Here is a 16,946-nt window from a genome sequence, read left to right as displayed (position 1 = left end):
CGCGACGGCGTAACCGGACGATCCATCACCTGACACTGAGAAGGCACCAGCTCAGCAATCTCCTCCTGCGTCATCGGGCGCGTACGAGACTCAGTGGTCACAACCCGGTCACCGACGACCCACTCGAGCTTGTCAGCATCCCACACGAACTCCGTGGTGGTCACCGTCCGCTCCTGATTGAAGGTGCGATCCTCGATGTTAGGAGTCGTGTCCTTCCACTCGGAATACTCGACCTTCACCTCAGGCTGGGCCGGGCGCTCCAACTCAAACTCCCACGAGGTCTCAGCGTCCGCTGCGAGGACATAGCCATCCGCAGCTACGGCAGTTACCGTCACGGTCTGACCAGGCTTCACCTCAACAGTTCCGGTGACCTCCCGATCACCGACCTTGTAAACCACACCCTCAACGGTCGGGATCGTGATGACACCAGAGTCCTGATCAAAAGCCGGATCCTCCGGAGTGACCTGCGTCGGCAACGCCGGCATCGAGAACTCCCACGAAGCCGGAGCGCCCTCGGCCAGGACATAACCCTCCTTGGCCACAGCAGTCACCGTGATCGTCTGACCCGGCTCCACGTTCACCGAATCCTGGACAACGTCCTCACCAACCTTGTAATCCACGCCCGTAACGGACGGGATCGTCACAACACCGGTCGCCATATCGAGAACTGGCACCTCCGGAGTCACTTCCTTCGGCTCAGGTGCGGCCTTCTCCTGGACGAGCACCACTGCCGAGCGGGCGGGAATCGTCACCGTACCTGTCTCGGAATCCCACGTCGTACCCTGAAGGACCGGATCATCATCCTGGCCGTCGGTGAGAACGGGCGAGAGCGAGAGCGTCAGGCCCTTCATCTCGTCGATGCCCTGGCTCAACTCCACCGGAGAAGCGTTGATCGCCACGAGCAGGCCGTCCGAGTCCGGATCGACGTCGGCGCCGACCGTGTCGTCCACGCGCATGAGGATGAGGCCCGCCTGCTGATCCTTGCCCGCACCCGGGAAGGTCACCTTCTCCTTGACGAGTTCAGCAGAGCCGAGCGTCAAGAGCGGGTGAGCGTGCCGCAGGCGAAGCAGCTCGAGCGCTTGGGCATGCGCCTTGGCGAGGTCCTGCGGGGAGGCCACGTTCGCAGTATTCTCCAGGAACGGCTTCATGGCATTCCACTGCACGTCGTTGTCCCGAGCCGGAGGAAGACCCACACCGAAGTTGTGCTTCTGGCCGGTCCAGTCGATTGCGTTGAAGTAGTCTCCCGAGTTGTAGGAGTTGCGATCCATCGACTTTGAGCGCAGCAGGTCAGTGCCCGCGTGCCAGAAGGACGGGGACTGGCCGAATGTGACCGTCGCGAGCGAGACGGTATTCATCCGCACGCGCGTATCCATGGTCGAATCGGCCGGTAGCTTCCACATGTTCGTGTCAAAGAGCGTCTCGTTGTCGTGCGCGTCGACGTAGTTGACGTTCTCCTCCGGCGAGATGGCGTAACCTGCCTTCTGCCCGTTGTAGTCCAACTGATCGCCGCGCTTCTCCTCGCCCGAGCTGGTGACGAACGTGAAGTCCTTGAGGTTGCCCGCCATGCCAAGACGGATGAGGTCCTGGTTATGCCTCAGGCTTGCCAGCTGATCGTCGCTCGCCGAATTGAGCGCGTTCGGGTCCGTGTATTGGCCGTTGCCAAAGCCCTGGCCTTGCGACTTGTTCGAATCGAACCCGCTTCCACCATGCACGGCGTCGCGCAGCCGGTCGTTGAACGAGCCGATCCCGGTCCCGTCCAGCTGCCCCTGCGTGGCCTGCTCGAAGCGCTTGTTGTTCTGAACGTCGTCGCCGAAGTTCCAGCCCTCGCCGTACATGTAGATGTTCTTGCCGTCAACCCCGTCCTTCTCCGGCGTCAGCTGCGCAAGCCCGGCCTGGATGGCCTCCATGTTCGCCCGCGAGTGATGTCCCATGAGGTCGAAGCGGAACGCGTCAATCTTGTAGTCGCGCGCGAGCGTGACCACCGAGTCAACCATGAGCTGTTCTGCCATCGCGTTCTCGGTGGCGAGGTTCTCACAGCAGGTGGAATTTGCCACCGTGCCGTCCGCGTTCAGGCGGTGGTAGTAACCCGGCACCACCTTGTCGAGCACCGACTTCTCGCCCTGGCCAGACTGGGCCGTGTGGTTGAACACCTGATCGAGGATCACCTGGTAGCCCATCGAGTGAAGGGCGCCGACCATCTCACGGTAGGCCATCGTGCGGTTCGCACCCGACTGGTTCTCCTCCGCCGCGTACGAGCCCTCCGGGGTCATGTAGTGGTAGGGGTCGTAACCCCAGTTGAACCCGTCCTCATCGGCCACAGCCATGACCGCCGCCTGCTGTTCCGACGACGCCGCCCCGGCATCCGGCACTGACGCCACCTTCTGTTCGGCGCGCTTTTCGGGAATCGTGGCGATGTCGAAAGTGGGCAGGATGTGAACCATGTTCATGCCCGCCGCCGCCAGCTCGCGCAGCTGCTTGACACCGGCGGAGTCCTCGAGGGCGAACGCCTCGTAGGTTCCCCGGAGCTTCTCTGGGACGGTCGTGTCCCCGATCGAGAAGTCGCGCACGTGCAACTCGTAGATGCTTCGCGCCGAGTCATTCGTGATGACGGGCGCTTCGCTGGTTTGCCAAAGCGTTGGCATATAGTCCGGATCCGACAGGTCAACGAGCACCGAGTGTGTCGAGTCCACCGTCAGGCCCACCGAATACGGGTCGGTCACCACGTTGTGCTCAACCTGGTTGGTCGAGGGCACAAAGACCTCCACGTCGTAGCGGTAGGCGCGGTTCTTCCAGGCACTTTCGCCCGTGATCGTCCACGTGCCATCCGCCTGATGCTCCATCGGCAACGACGCCGGATCGCCCGTCGCGTCCTCAGAGTCGAAGAGCTGCAGCGCGACCGACTTTGCCGTGGGAGCCCACAGTTTGAGGGTAGGAACGCCGTCGTTGAAGTGCACACCGAGCCCGCCAGCCTCACGCGCCGCGGAGGCGTAGAGAGCGTCGAGTACGCCCGGAATCTGCAACCCTGTGAAGGCGACCGGCGTCCCACTGGCGTCCTTGGCGAGGATCGCAAGGTTGCCTCGCAGGGCCTCCTCAACCGCGGAGCGCTCCATGGCGACCGTCAGCGTCTCATACCCGCGCAGATGCCCGCGATTCTTCAGCTGCTCCGAGGACAGTCCCGAGCTCGAGTGTGTCATCTTCGCCAGCTTGGTCGCGCCATCTCCGGCCACCGCCCCATTCGCCACGGACAGCGCACCTGTGCCGCCCCACAGTTCGAACGTGAGGTCGGTGCGCCCGCCGGTGAGCGCGCCCGGCCAGGCGAAAGTGGACTCATCCACCCAGTAAGCCGTGCGCTCGCCCTGGCCCGCGACCGGGACGTCACCTTCCGAAATCTCCAAGACGTGGTCCGAGATGCGGTAAGTAAAGGTGATGAGCTTGTTCGCGCCGACGGTGAAGTGATAATTATCAGCGCTATTGGGGGTGCCGCCAGGACCGTAGTTCTCTGCCCATCCTCGCCCATGAGCGACCTTCACCTGGTAGTCCCCCTGCGCGATCTTGGACGTGGAGAAGGTATAGGTGCCATCCCCGTTCGGGAACATGAGCGTGGCCAAGCACGCCGGGTTCCAATCCGCGCCGAAATCGCCAGACGGCTGACAGCCGAGCGTGGCATTGAAGTTGCCCGGGAGCGTCACGATCGGATCCGTGGCGGTGTTGAAGAACTTGTGGCTGACGGGGTTGTAGAAGAAGGTGACGTCCGTCTCCTCATCAAGGGTGTAGGCGACGTTCTGCCCCTTAGGCACGCCTCCTGCTCCGTAGTCCACGTCCCACGATCCGCCGATCGCCACCTTGTACTGGTATGAGCCCTTGGGCAGCTTCCACGTGCCCATGTAGAGCCCCGAGGCCTCGTCGAGGGTGAGGCGCGCGTCCACGCACGCAGGGTCCCAGTTTCCGCCGCACCCCATGGCCTGCTGGTGCGTGCCAGGGAGGACGACGTCGTTCGCGCCGATTCCCGCCGGTGCGGGCGCGGCAGAACCCAGGTCGGTACCGACGACCAGAAGGCCGGAGCCGGCCACCTTGCTGCCGTCCGCGTCAACCGAGACCGCGCGCACCTCGACGAGCGTGCCCGCCGGAAGTCCGAGATCGGCAAAGACACGCGGCTGGTCACCCTCGGCCACACCGAGCGGCGCGTATTCTTCGGTCCCCACCGGCCGGTAGGAGAAGGAGGTCTCCGCCCAGCGGTGGTCGGCGATATCCGCGGTCACCGAGGTAAGCCCGTTTTCGGGAGCCCCGGTCGACACCGCGATCGTCTGGCTCTGTCCTGCGTCAGCCACCTGCGTGTTCGCCTTGAACACGACCGCCGACAGCGCCGGCACCGTGAGGCTCACGGTATCCGTGGCAGTGACCGAATCCTGCGTCCCGTACAGCGGCGAGTAGGTTGCACCCGGGGTGAGGGTGGCAAACGTGGCCTCCTTCGCAGAGTCGGAGTTGTTGATGGCCACGAGGTATTCGACTTTCTCCTGGCGATCCACGCGGGCGAAGGCGAAGACGCCCTGGCCGTCGTCGTAGTGGAGAGTGGTCTGCGAGCCGGTGCCCAGCGCCTTGTGCTCGCTACGCAGGTTAGCGAGCGCGGCGATGTGCGTGCTCATCTCCGTCTCGCCGAAGCGGTCCTGCGAACCCGCGGGCGTGCCGTCGAGCAGCTTGTAGTTCTGGTATTCGGCGGTCTGCGTGGCGAACAGGGATTCGCGAGCGCCCTTGTCCGCGCCGTCGCCCACCAGGCCCTGCTCGTCGCCGTAGTAGAGCACGGGCTGGCCGCGCGTGAGGTACATCAGCGTGTGGGCGAGCTTGGTGCGGCCCATCGGGTCGGAGCTACCACGTAGGAGCCAGCCGATGCGACCCTTGTCGTGGTTGCCCAGGAAGGTGGGCATCGCGGCCGCCGACGAGTGTGGGGTGGTGTAGTAGGAATCAGCCGCGAAAGCCGAGGCGAGCGCCTTGGCCGAGCCGCCACCCGCGTAGCCCTCCGCCCAGGACTGGAAGGCGAAGTCGAGCACCGCATTCATGCGGGTGTCACGCAGGTAGGGGGCGAGCAGGTGGGTCTGGGCGTCGTAGACCTCGCCGAACATGAAGAAGTCGTCGTTCCCTTGCTTGGCCGCGTAGTCGCGGATGACGTCGGTGAACTCCTGCCAAAACTCGAAGTTGACGTGCTTGACCGTGTCGATGCGGAAGCCGTCCACACCGAAGTCCACCCATGCCTTGTAGATGTCGATCATGCCGTCACGCACGGTCTTGTGCTCGGTCATGAGGTCGTCAAGATCGCCGAAGTCCATGTAGGTGGCCGGTTCACCCGCCGGCCACGACGAATCATGCCCTCGGTTATGGTAGAGCGTCGGATCGTTGAGCCACTGTGGGTACTTCGCGCTCTCCATGCCATCCGGGATGAGGGGCTTGTACGGGAACGACGTGGCGGCGTCCATCACCGGGAACGTGTCCGACGTCGCGTAGTCGGCCGGGTCGAACGCCGCGCCGCTCGCGTCCTTGTACGGGGTGTCCTTCTTATAGATATAAGGAGGGTTCTGCCCCTCATGGCCTTCGTAATAGATGACGTCCGCCGTGTGGTTGGCGATGATGTCGAAGTAGACCTTCATCCCCTTCTCATGAGCCGCCGCGATGAGGTCCTTCAGCTCCTGATTCGTGCCGAAGTGGGGGTCGATCTGCGTGAAGTCCGTAACCCAGTAGCCGTGGTAGCCCGCCGACGCATCCGCGCCCGTGCCCTGCACGGGGCGGTTGACGAATGACGGGGTTAGCCAAATCGCGTTCTGGCCCAGACCCTTGATGTAGTCAAGCTTGTCGTGGATGCCCTTGATGTCGCCGCCATGGAAGAAGGCACGGTCGGCCGGGTCGAAACCGGTCTCCATCCGGTCTGTCTTCGTGCAGTCGACCGGTAAAGCGCCGTCGGCACCGGCGTGACCCGTGGCGATACACCGATCATTATCCGGATTGCCGTTGTTGAAGCGGTCGGTCAGCAGGAAGTACATGTTGCGGTCGGCCGCCGGGTCCCTGTAGGGCGCGGCAATCAGCGACGCGTCGGAATCGGCGTACTCCCCCGGCAGGCCCGGGTCGGAGACGAAGACCTTCTTATTGACGTCGTCGAACGAGAAGCGCAGCGTCCGCGCATCGTCCAGGACCAATGGATAGTTGCCGTCCTTATGGCCATCCATCCCGTAGGCGCCGTCCCACGAGTTGTTGATGGTCACCTTGAAGGCGTGCTCCCCCGCCGGGATCGTCAGATCGGCTGTCCAGATCCGATCCCCATCCGGATCCTTCAGTGAGGTGGCGCCACAGGCCTCATCCCAGTTCTTTGGGCAGCCGAGGGCATCTTGGAACGTGCCGGCAACGGTCACGTTCGACGTCGCTGCAACAGCGGGCGTGGCAAAGCCAACAAATACCGGCAGTCCCACCGCCATGGCCAAGAGTAGGCCGAGGGCGCGGATCAGCCGCGAATCCTGTGTGCGTTTCACGGGCAGACTTCCTTGTCTCTTCAACAGTGTGCGTGTTGGAAGACAAGTGTAGAGGGTGGCTCCGACAAAACTACCCGCCGCCTGCAAATTGCAAGCAAGAAACTGCAAGGATATGCACCGCAACGCTGTGACCAGCAAAAACGCCCTCCATGCACGTGCAAGAAGGGCGTTTTTTGTAAGCGTGGACCCTACCGGGCTCGAACCGATGACACACGCGGTGTAAACGCGTTGCTCTACCAACTGAGCTAAGGGTCCGCAGGTTAGTGTAACCGGCAAGCACCCAGTTGGGAAATCTCCCTAGAAGGTACGGCCGTGCGCCACCTGGAACGCGTTCCACCCAGAATCGAGGTGGCGCGTGGTCGTCACCGAAAGTCCGGCCGTGCCCGCGGCGTCATTCACATCCTCCATCGGCACGCTCAGATCGGCCCGCTGATCGGGCACGAGGAGCCAGATGGGCGCGTCGTCGTCGACAATCCCGCCCGTGCAGTCAACGAAAAGGTCAGTCAGGTCGTCAACATCACCGTCGTCCGCACGCCACCACAGGATCACGCCATCCACGCTCCCGCGGTAGTCCTCATCCTCAAGCTGTTCGCCCGTAACCTGGACGATGCTGGCGCGAAGAGCCATGTCGACGTCGTCGTCGTAGCCGAATTCCTGGATCAGTTGCCCCAACCGGAATCCCAACTCCTTACCGGATAGACCGGACACTGTTACCGCCTTCCCTGAAACAATAGTCACATTCTAAGGTGCCGACGGCGAAAGTACAGCTTTAAACCGTGGCCGCGTCTTACCACCTGGCGCGTGTGAGCAGTCACCCAGTTCTGTCTTCCGTTAACTAGTGGGGTCTTAAGGCCTAAACCGGTACCCTTGAGGTATCGCATGACGCAATCGATCGTACAGAGGAGTAATCGTGAGTCAACAGCCCCTGAGGCCTCTCATTAACGGCTTGCTCAGCCAGGTTCCGGACATCAACCCCGAAGAAACCCAAGAATGGATCGACTCGGTCGATGGACTGATCGAATCCCAGGGTGGGCCGCGCACCCGTTACCTGCTGACCGCGATGGAGAACCACGCCCGCCGCAAGGGCATCTCCCTCCCGCCAAACATTGTGACCCCGTACGTCAACACGATCGGTATCGACGACGAGCCGTACTACCCCGGTGACGAGTCGCTGGAAAAGGAGATCCGCCGCTGGACCCGCTGGAACGCGGCCGTCATGGTGACCCGGCAGCAGGATCCGGACATCGCTGTCGGCGGCCACATTTCCTCCTACGCCGCTCAGGCCACCCTGTACGAGGTGGGCTTCAACCACTTCTTCCGCGGCAAGAACGCCCCGGGCGGTGGCGACCAGGTGCTCTTCCAGGGCCACTCCTCCCCCGGTAACTACGCGCGCGCCTTCCTCGAGGGCCGCCTCACGGAGAAGGACCTCGATTCGTTCCGCCAGCAGGCTTCACGACGCTCGGGCGGCCGCGGCCTGCCGTCCTACCCGCACCCACGCCAGATGCCGGACTTTTGGGAGTTCCCCACCGTCTCACTCGGCCTTGGCCCGATCTCCGCGATCTACCAGGCCTGGTACAACCGCTACCTGCATGAGCGCGGGCTGAAGGACACGAGCCAGCAGCACGTGTGGGCGTTCATGGGCGACGGCGAGATGGACGAGGTCGAGTCCCGCGGCGTGCTCCACCTGGCCGCCGGCCAGAACCTTGACAACCTCACGTTCGTCATCAACTGCAACCTTCAGCGCCTCGACGGCCCGGTGCGCGGCAATGGCAAGATCATCCAGGAGCTCGAGGCCCAGTTCAAGGGCGCGGGCTGGAACGTCATCAAGGTGATCTGGGGCCGCGAGTGGGACGAGCTGCTGACCGCGGATAAGGACCGCGCGCTCGTCAACATCATGAACGAGACGCTCGACGGCGACTACCAGACATTCAAGGCCAACGACGGCGCCTACGTGCGCGAGCACTTCTTTGGCCGCGATCCGCGCACCAAGGCGATGGTGGCCGACTGGTCGGATGAGAAGATTTGGGCGCTCAAGCGCGGCGGCCACGACTACCGCAAGGTGTACGCGGCTTACAAGGCTGCCACCGAGCACAAGGGCCAGCCCACGGTCATCCTCGCCCACACGATCAAGGGCTACGCGCTCGGCTCGAACTTCGCCGGTCGTAACTCCACGCATCAGATGAAGAAGCTCAACTCTGATGACCTCAAGCTCCTGCGCGACACGCTCGAGCTGGATATTGCCGACGACCAGCTTGACGATCCGTTCGTGGCGCCGTACTTCAAGCCGTCGCCGAAGAACCCGGCTCTGGAGTACATGCACGAACAACGCCGCAAGCTCGGCGGCTACCTGCCCGAACGCCGCGTGGTGGAGCAGGGCGTGACCCTGCCGGCTGAGAAGCATTGGGGCATCCTCAAGGGTGGTTCGGGCAAGCAGAAGGTGGCCACCACGATGGCCTTCGTCCGCCTGCTCAAGGACCTGCTGCGAGACAAGGACTTCGGCTACCGCTTCGTGCCGATCATCCCCGACGAAGCCCGCACCTTCGGCCTGGACGCTATCTTCCCCTCGGCGAAGATCTTCAACGTCCTCGGCCAGAACTACACCGCGGTCGATTCGGACCTGCTGCTCAACTACAAGGAGTCCCAGCAGGGCCAGATCATGCACACGGGCATCACGGAGGCTGGCTCGAACGCGGCGTTCACCGCGGTGGGCACCTCGTACGCCACCCACGGTCTGCCGATGGTTCCGATCTACATCTTCTACTCGATGTTCGGTTTCCAGCGCACGGGCGACCAGTTCTGGCACGCCGCCGATCAGCTCACGCGCGGCTTCATCATGGGCGCCACCGCCGGCCGCACCACGCTGACGGGCGAGGGCCTGCAGCACATGGACGGCCACAGCCACGTGATCGCTTCGACGAACCCGGCTGTCATCCAGTACGACCCGGCCTACGCCTACGAGGTCAGCCACATCTTCCGTGATGGCCTAGTGCGCATGTATGGCGACGGCTCGGATGGGCGCGACCAGAACGTCATGTACTACATCACGATCTACAACGAGCCGATCCACCAGCCGGCCGAGCCGGAGAACGTGGACGTTGAGGGCATCGTCAAGGGCATGTACAAGCTTGACGAGGCCGAAGGCGAGGGCCCGAAGGTCCAGCTCTTCGCCTCCGGCGTGGGTGTGCCGTGGGCGCGTGAGGCCCGCCAGATGCTGCGCGACGACTGGGGCGTGGCCGCGTCCGTGTGGTCGATCACGTCGTGGTACGAGCTTCGCCGCGACGGCCTCGCGGTCGACGAGTACAACTACCTGCACCCCACCGAGGAACCTAAGAAGGCCTACGTCACCCGCAAGCTTGAGGGCGAGTACGGTCCGATCATCGCCACCTCGGATTGGGAGAAGCAGGTCCAGGATTCGATCCGCCCGTGGGTCCCGGAGGCCTACTACACACTCGGCGCGAACGGCTTCGGCATCGCCGATACCCGCGCCGCCGCGCGTCGTCACTTCCGCATCGACTCCGCGTCCATGGTGGTACGCGCCCTCCAGGCGTTGGCCGACCGTGGCGAGGTCGACCGTTCCACGGTCCAGGCGGCGATCGACAAGTACCAGCTCCTTGATCCGGAGGCCGGCGACGACGGTCAGCCGGTGGCGAACGAGCCGGCTGTCTAAGCCCTGATTTCCCCGGTGCCTCGCGGTTAATCGCCGCGGGGCACCATTTTTTGTGTGGCACAGTTGGATTTATTAATCCAGCAAAGTTGTCGGACCGTGGTTGTAGTCTGACATGGACGGTACGAGCTAAGGAGAGCTGTGACTCTAATCCACATCAGCTGGGAGTTTCTCAAGCGAAAGAAGGCGGCGTTCTTCTTTATTTTTCTGCTGCAAGTAGTGCAGATCCTCCTCAGCCTCGTCCTGCCCGCCTTGAACGCGCAGATTATTGACGACGGCATTTTGGGCAACGATCAGGCCCTCATTTGGCGCGTGGGCGGGGTGATGCTCGCGATCGCTATCGTGCAGATCATCTCAATGGCCGGAGCGATCTACCTAGGCGCGCGCACCGCCATGGAGCTCGGTCGGGAGCTGCGCGGGCGGGCGTTCCGCCACGTGCAGTCGTATTCCGCCACCGACCAGCACAAGTTTGGCGCGCCCACGCTCATCACCCGCGTGTCGAACGACGTGACACAGGTGCAAAACGTCGTGCTCCTCACCTTCACTGTCATGATCATGTCCCCGCTCATGGGCTTTGGCGGCGTGTTCATGGCGATCCAACAAAATGCCCGGCTTTCCCTTCTGCTCGTGGTCATCGTGCCGCTACTTGGCCTGCTCATTTTCTTCGTTATGCGGGCGCTCGCGCCGCGCTACACGGTCCAGCAGGAACGCATCGACCGGATCAACACCTTGTTGCGTGAGCAGTTGACGGGCGTGCGCGTGATCCGCGCCTTCGTCCGTCAGGATACGATCCGTGCCAAGTTCGACGACGCCAACCACAAGCTTCGTAAGATCTGGCTGGAGATCGGTGTGCTGTGGGCGTTCCTCATGCCGGCGGCGTCAATCATCATCGGCATCTCGTCCGCGGCCGTGGTCTGGTTCGCCGCCCACCTCATTTCGCAGGGCGCCATGCAGGTCGGCGCGCTGACCGCCTATATCTCCTACCTTATGATGATCATGATGTCGGTGATGTTGTCGGGCATGATGGTCATGCTGTTCCCGCGCGGCGAGGTCTCGGCCAAGCGTCTCCAGCAGATCTTCGACGTCGTGCCCGCTATCCAGGCCCCGGCCGATCCCGTGGCGTTGCCCGAGGGCCCGCTCACGTTCGAACTTGACCACGCCGGTCTGCGCTACCCCGGCGCCGAGGAGCCGGTCCTCTCCGACATCTCGATGACCTTCGCCCCCGGCACACAGGTGGCGCTCATCGGCTCCACCGGTTCGGGCAAGTCCTCGATCATCAAGCTCCTCCCCCGGCTCATTGACGCCACTTCGGGCGAGGTCCGTGCCGGCGGCGTGTCTGTTACCGACGTCGACCCGCAGGAGTTGCGCGCCCGCATCGCGCTCGTCCCCCAGCATGCCTTCCTTTTCTCCGGCACAATCGCCACGAATGTGGCCGGTTCGCCCGACGAGCACGCGCCCTACGACGCCGACCGGGTGGTCCTTGCCCTGCGCGCGGCTCAGGCGTGGGACTTTGTGAGCGAGCTGGAGGGCGGGATTGAGTCCAGTGTCGAATCGGGCGGTAAAAACTTCTCCGGCGGCCAGCGCCAGCGCCTGACGATCGCTCGTGCGATCTACCGGTGCCTGCCGGACGCACAGGGCCGCCGGCAGGCTGACCTGCTGATCTTCGACGATTCCTTCTCAGCGCTCGACTACCAGACCGACGCGCGGCTGCGGCGCGGCTTGCGCGCCTTCATTGGTGACGTTGCGGTGTTCATCATTGCCCAGCGCGTGTCGACCATCCGCCAGGCCACCCACATCCACGTGCTCGACCACGGCCACATCGTCGGAGTGGGCACCCACCATGAGCTACTCGATTCCTGCGAAACGTACCAAGAGATCGTCGCGTCGCAGCTGACCGCGGAGGAGGCACGATGAGGGGCGGACCTCACGGGGCGAACCCGTATTCGACCGAGACTCGCGACACGAAGGGAGCGCTGAAGCGCCTGCTCCGCATGCTGCGGACCGAGCGGCTGCGCGTGTTCGGCATCGCCGTCCTCATGTTGTTCGCGGCGGGCGGCAGCGTGCTCGCGCCGAAGTTCTTGGGCGACGCCACGAACGTGGTCGTCGATGGCATCTCCGGAAGCGGCGTGGACTTTTCCAAGCTTGCGCGGGTGTTGCTTTTCGTCGTCGGGCTGTACGCGGTCTCAGGCATCACGAACTTCGCCGCGGGCTACATTATCCGCTACACGGTCCAGGACCTGGGCTACAAGCTCCGCCACGACGCACAGGCCAAGATCGACGCGCTATCCCTGTCATGGCTGGATAAGCAGCAGCGCGGCGACCTCCTCTCCCGCGTCACGAACGACATCGACAACATCACCCAAACCCTCATGCAGACCCTCAACCAGGTGATCCAGTCGGTCTACCTGCTGATCGGCATCGTGGCGATGATGATTTGGGTTTCGCCGCGGCTGACCGTGGCCGCCCTGTTCGTCATGCCGCTTGGCGTCGTCGCTCTGCTCGTCATCCTCAAGAAGGCCCGGCCAGAGTTCCGCGCCCAGTGGGCGAAGACGGGCGAGGTATCGGCCATCGTGGAGGAATCCTTCACGGGCTTCGACGTGGTGAGCGCCTACGGCCTCCAGGACGACTTCGAGCGCATCTTCGACAAGGCCAACCACGGCCTGTACGAGGCGGGCTACAAGGGCCAGTTTCTTTCCCAACTCTCCCAGCCGATCATGGGTTTCGTGTCCAACCTCGGCTTTGTCATCATCGCGGTGTGGGGCGGGTTCCAGGTGATCAACGGCCAGCTAACGATCGGCGGCCTGCAGGCGTTCATCCAGTACAGCCGCCAGCTCAGTCAGCCGGTCTCTACGCTCGCGTCCATGACGGCGATGCTGCAGTCGGGTGCCGCCTCGGGCGAGCGCATCTTCGACTTCCTCGACAGCGAGGAGATGGACCATGACGCCGCCGTCGATTTCCACGACCTCATTCCTGCTGACAAATTCCATGGCCACATCACGTTCGAGAGCGTGGAGTTCTCCTACGAGGAGGGCATCCCAGTGATCAACGGCCTGTCGCTGGACGTGCATCGCGGGGATCAGGTGGCGATCGTGGGTCCCACGGGCGCGGGCAAGACCACGCTGGTCAACCTGCTCATGCGCTTCTATGAAATCAACGGGGGCCGGATCGCGCTCGACGGCGTGTCCACCCGCGACTTTTCCAAGGATTCGCTGCGCTCCCAAATCGGCATGGTATTGCAGGACACGTGGCTGTTCGAGGGCACGATTGAGGAAAACATCGCGTTTGGCAAGGAGGGCGCCACCCACGACGAGGTCGTCGCGGCGGCGAAGGCCACGGGCGTGGACCGCCTGGTGCGCCAGCTACCTGAGGGCTATGACACGATCATCGACGACGAGGGCGGCAACATCTCCGCTGGCGAGAAGCAGCTCATCACGATCGCCCGCGCCTATCTTTCCGACCCGGCCGTGCTCATCCTTGACGAGGCCACATCGTCGGTGGACACCCGCACAGAGATGCTGGTCCAGCGCGCCATGGGCGAGCTGCGCGAGGGGCGCACGTCGTTCGTCATCGCCCACCGTCTATCCACAATTCGCGACGCCGACCTCATCATCGTCATGGTTGACGGCGACGTGGTGGAGCAGGGCACACACGAGGAACTGCTCGCGCACCACGGCGCCTACTACGATCTGTACCAGTCGCAGTTCAGCGGGCCGGAGGAGTAGGGCGGCCTAGAAGCCGTTCGCCCGGGTATCGAGGAGTAGTTCGCGTAGCTCGTGCGGGGTGGAGACCGTGGCCCAGGCGAGCTCGCGCTCCTCGGGCCACGAGTCGGCCCATTCGACCAGGATGGTCCGCACGCCGTGGACGCCCGCGCCCTCGATGTCGTAGATGCGGTCGCCCACCATGATGACGTCGTCGCGCCACGGGCCCGACGTGGGCGAGCTCGCTGGCACTTCGGCCGAGCCCGTGAGCTGCCCGGCACCGGCGGCGAGGACGCCCTTGGCGCGTAGCTCGTTGAGCGCGGATTGGACCACCTCGGCCTTGCCGAAGAGGTTCTTTTCGGTGGTATCCCCGCACACCGCGGTGAAGAGGTGGGCGATGCCGAGGTGCTCGCACACGCCACGGGCGCTGCGCTGGAACTTGGAGGTGGCAAGGCCGAGCGCAAAGCCGTCGTCGTGAAGGCGCTCGAGTAGTTCGCGCGTGCCGGCGAAGAGGTCGACGTCGTTGCCTACGGCCGAGTAGCGGCGCCGGTATTCGTCGATGTAGTCCTGAACCTGGTCGGCGGGCACGCCGAGGTCGCCGAAGCTGGCCTTGAGCGGCGGGCCGAGGTACTTGCGGAACGCCTCGAGCGGGAGGTCGACGCCAGCGAGCGCCTTCATTGTGGCGGCGAGGGTGGAGGTGACGACGGGCGCGGAGTCGGTCAGCGTTCCGTCGAGGTCGAAGAGAACGGCTTTGATCATGAGACGTCAAACATCGACAGGTCGCCGGCGCCTTCGCGCGCGATGACGGCTTCACCGCTGGACAGGTCCACCACTGTAGTGGGGCCGCGGCCGACCGGGCCGTCCACCACGACGTCGACCGCGTTGCCCAGGCGGTCATCGACCACCCAGCCCTCCTCGAGGGGCTCCTCCTCGCCCGGCACGATGAGGGTGGAGGACAGCAGCGGTTCACCGAGTTCGGACAGGATCGCCTGGACGATCCGGTGGTCTGGGATGCGCACGCCCACCGTGTGCTTCTTCGGGTTCAACGTCATGCGCGGCACGTCCTTCGTGCCCTTGAGGATGAAGGTATACGGGCCGGGCGTGAGCGACTTGACCAGCCGGAAGAAAACGTTGTCGATGATGACGAAGTGCCCCAGCTGGGCGAAGTTCGCGCACAGCAGCGTGAAGTGGTGCTTGGAGCCGACCTGGCGGATTGTACGGATGCGGTCGAGGCCCTCCTTGTTGGCCAGGGTGCAGGCGATCGCGTACCCCGAGTCGGTGGGCAGGGCGATCACCTCGCCGCGCCGGAGCCGGTCAACCACCTTCGCCACGAGCCGGGGCTGTGGGTCTTGCGGGTGAAGTTCAACGTACGTCGCCATTTTTCGCCTTCCTCGTTGCAATCGCGATTTCCAGATCGTCCACGAGTTCGCCGACCTGGCCCGATTCTTTGAGAATCCGGACGTAAGAGCGGGCCTCATCGATCTTGTTGGCTGCGAGCGCCGCGCTCACGAGTTCCTCGGCCACGCCCAGCACCTGCTCGGCGGGCTTCCAACGGCCGAGTCCGAGCTGGATCGCCGCCTCGTTCTGGCCGGTTTCGCGTAGGAGCTTGATGCCTTCAGCGAGCGCGATTCCGGTTTCTTCCCGGTCCGCCGCCGTCTCAAGGTAACGCTGGGCCGCCTCCGGGTCCTCGGGACCGGAGAGCCGGGCGAGCTGAATGAGCGGGTACCAGGCCCGCGAATCCGAGCCGATCTCCTCGCTTAGTGCCCAGAGCACCAACTCCGGGTCCGCCTCGCTCGAGTCGCCCGTGAGCGGATCGGCGGGTTCTTCGGAGACCGCGAAGCCCTTGATGAGGTCTGCGAGCTCGTCGAACGAAACCACATCGTTGGGATCCTCCGCCAGTTTGTCGCGCAATTCGAGCGCTTCGGCAATGATGCCCGGTTCCTCGTCCTCGTGGGACGCGTTGACGAACCTACGCATGAGATCTAGAAATGCCATACTCTTAGCCTAGCTGATTCTGTTACCGATCGGCTGTCGGCTTCATCCAAGGAGTGAACATGGTGTCCCGCGAAGACCTTGCGCTCGCACGCGCCCGCGTGGTGTTGGCCGACGTCGCCCCCGAAATCCCAACATCTGAGATCGCCCCGGGCGCGCGCCTTTCCGAGGACCTCGAACTCGACCAGGTCTCCATTTGGGCGCTTGCCGCCGGGCTCGAGAAGCTGGCGAAGGTCCAGATTAACGACGCCGACATCTGCGCCTCCACGACGCTCGACGACCTGCTGGCTCACGTGCTGACGGACTTGCCGGCCGATTACGCCGAGGAGGTCGGGCTTGCGGGCGGAGCCGAGCCGGACGAAACCGAGGCCGGCGGTGGTGCGGGCGCGGACGGCGTCGTCGAAAACGCGCAGGAGGACGCGGCCGACGACGCCGAGGATCTCGCCGCCGCCATGGAGGACCTGGCCAACCTTTTCAAGTAAAGCCGGAGCAGGCCCACGGCAGGGGCGGCGGGCCTAACCGACCCGGTGCAGCCAGCGCACGGGAGCGCCCGCGCCGGCGTAACGGAAGACTTCGAGCTCGTCGTCCCAGGCCTGACCGAGGGCGACGTCGAGGAGGCGGCGCAGCTCGTCGGCGTCGCCGTTCGAGTCCTCAATCGCCGCGCGGATGCGGTTCTCAGGGACGACGACGTTGCCGAGCAGGTCGGTCTGAGCGTAGAAGATGCCGAGTCCGGGCGTGCAGGACCACCGGCCGCCGTCGCTGACCGACGTCGGCTCCTCGGTCACCTCAAAGCGCAGGTGCTCCCAGCCGCCAAGGGCCGAAGCGAGCTGCGCGCCCGTGCCGGACTCCCCCGCCCACGACACCTCGCCGCGGTTCATGTTGGGCAGAGCCGGCTGCTTGGTCCACTCGAAATGCACAGGGTATCCAAGCACGCTTGTGACCGCCCATTCAACGTGAGGTTGAACAGCCGGTGTCACTGAATGAATAAATATGACGCCACGTGTGGCTTTGTTGTTCACCGTAACCTCCTGCTTGGGTGAAATTCCCCTTGACACTCAAGCGAGGTTCGTTAGTTCAAGG

At 63.9% G+C, this 16,946-nt stretch carries 10 protein-coding genes and 1 tRNA gene; 4 read left to right on the top strand and 7 right to left on the bottom strand.

Features of this window, described 5'->3' with window-relative positions; genetic code table 11:
• From HMPREF3174_RS07390 to HMPREF3174_RS07380, 3 genes are all read right to left on the bottom strand, one after another.
• Positions 1–6,512: alpha-1,6-glucosidase domain-containing protein (locus HMPREF3174_RS07390; protein WP_070448305.1), on the bottom strand; the 6,512-nt coding region annotated here is incomplete at its 3' end.
• A gap of 182 nt (positions 6,513–6,694) precedes the next feature.
• A tRNA-Val gene (locus HMPREF3174_RS07385) sits at positions 6,695–6,767 on the bottom strand.
• A 42-nt stretch (positions 6,768–6,809) separates the two neighbouring features.
• On the bottom strand, positions 6,810–7,220 hold the full coding sequence (locus HMPREF3174_RS07380; protein ID WP_070448304.1) for a DUF3052 family protein: 411 nt from the start codon (positions 7,218–7,220) through the stop codon (positions 6,810–6,812).
• A gap of 202 nt (positions 7,221–7,422) precedes the next feature.
• Between HMPREF3174_RS07380 and aceE the strand changes: the two genes are divergently transcribed.
• The 3 genes from aceE (at position 7,423) to HMPREF3174_RS07365 (ending at position 13,898) form a co-directional block, all read left to right on the top strand.
• On the top strand, positions 7,423–10,179 hold the full coding sequence (aceE, locus tag HMPREF3174_RS07375; protein WP_070448303.1) for a pyruvate dehydrogenase (acetyl-transferring), homodimeric type: 2,757 nt from the start codon (positions 7,423–7,425) through the stop codon (positions 10,177–10,179).
• A gap of 138 nt (positions 10,180–10,317) precedes the next feature.
• Entirely contained in the window at positions 10,318–12,090 is a 1,773-nt protein-coding gene (locus HMPREF3174_RS07370; protein ID WP_082661057.1) for an ABC transporter ATP-binding protein, read from the top strand.
• Positions 12,087–13,898 carry an ABC transporter ATP-binding protein gene (locus HMPREF3174_RS07365; protein WP_062612247.1) on the top strand — a complete coding sequence of 604 codons (1,812 nt, stop codon included), beginning with the start codon at positions 12,087–12,089 and terminating at the stop codon, positions 13,896–13,898. Before HMPREF3174_RS07370 ends, HMPREF3174_RS07365 begins: the two co-directional genes overlap by 4 nt.
• A gap of 6 nt (positions 13,899–13,904) precedes the next feature.
• On the opposite strand, the gene HMPREF3174_RS07360 is transcribed toward HMPREF3174_RS07365, so the two are convergent.
• The 3 genes from HMPREF3174_RS07360 to HMPREF3174_RS07350 are packed head-to-tail and all read right to left on the bottom strand — an operon-like array spanning position 13,905 to position 15,869.
• A complete protein-coding gene (locus HMPREF3174_RS07360) occupies positions 13,905–14,633 on the bottom strand; it encodes an HAD hydrolase-like protein (protein WP_062612245.1) in 729 nt (242 codons plus the stop codon).
• Positions 14,630–15,253, bottom strand: coding sequence for an L-threonylcarbamoyladenylate synthase (locus HMPREF3174_RS07355; protein WP_062612243.1), 624 nt, complete (start codon positions 15,251–15,253; stop codon positions 14,630–14,632). Before HMPREF3174_RS07355 ends, HMPREF3174_RS07360 begins: the two co-directional genes overlap by 4 nt.
• Positions 15,237–15,869 carry a hypothetical protein gene (locus HMPREF3174_RS07350; RefSeq protein WP_083200501.1) on the bottom strand — a complete coding sequence of 211 codons (633 nt, stop codon included), beginning with the start codon at positions 15,867–15,869 and terminating at the stop codon, positions 15,237–15,239. The genes HMPREF3174_RS07355 and HMPREF3174_RS07350 overlap by 17 nt, the downstream gene beginning before the upstream one ends.
• 59 nt (positions 15,870–15,928) lie before the next feature.
• Between HMPREF3174_RS07350 and HMPREF3174_RS07345 the strand changes: the two genes are divergently transcribed.
• Positions 15,929–16,348, top strand: coding sequence for a phosphopantetheine-binding protein (locus HMPREF3174_RS07345; protein WP_062612240.1), 420 nt, complete (start codon positions 15,929–15,931; stop codon positions 16,346–16,348).
• Positions 16,349–16,381: 33 nt separating this feature from the next.
• Here the strand turns inward: HMPREF3174_RS07345 and HMPREF3174_RS07340 are convergent, their stop codons facing one another.
• Positions 16,382–16,885, bottom strand: coding sequence for a DUF3145 domain-containing protein (locus HMPREF3174_RS07340; protein ID WP_068538373.1), 504 nt, complete (start codon positions 16,883–16,885; stop codon positions 16,382–16,384).
• Between the last annotated feature and the right edge of the window lie 61 nt (positions 16,886–16,946).

The sequence above is a fragment of the Trueperella sp. HMSC08H06 genome, assembly GCF_001808465.1.
GTDB classification, from domain to species: domain Bacteria; phylum Actinomycetota; class Actinomycetes; order Actinomycetales; family Actinomycetaceae; genus Trueperella; species Trueperella bernardiae.
This window is presented reverse-complemented; position numbering and strand designations above follow the sequence as displayed.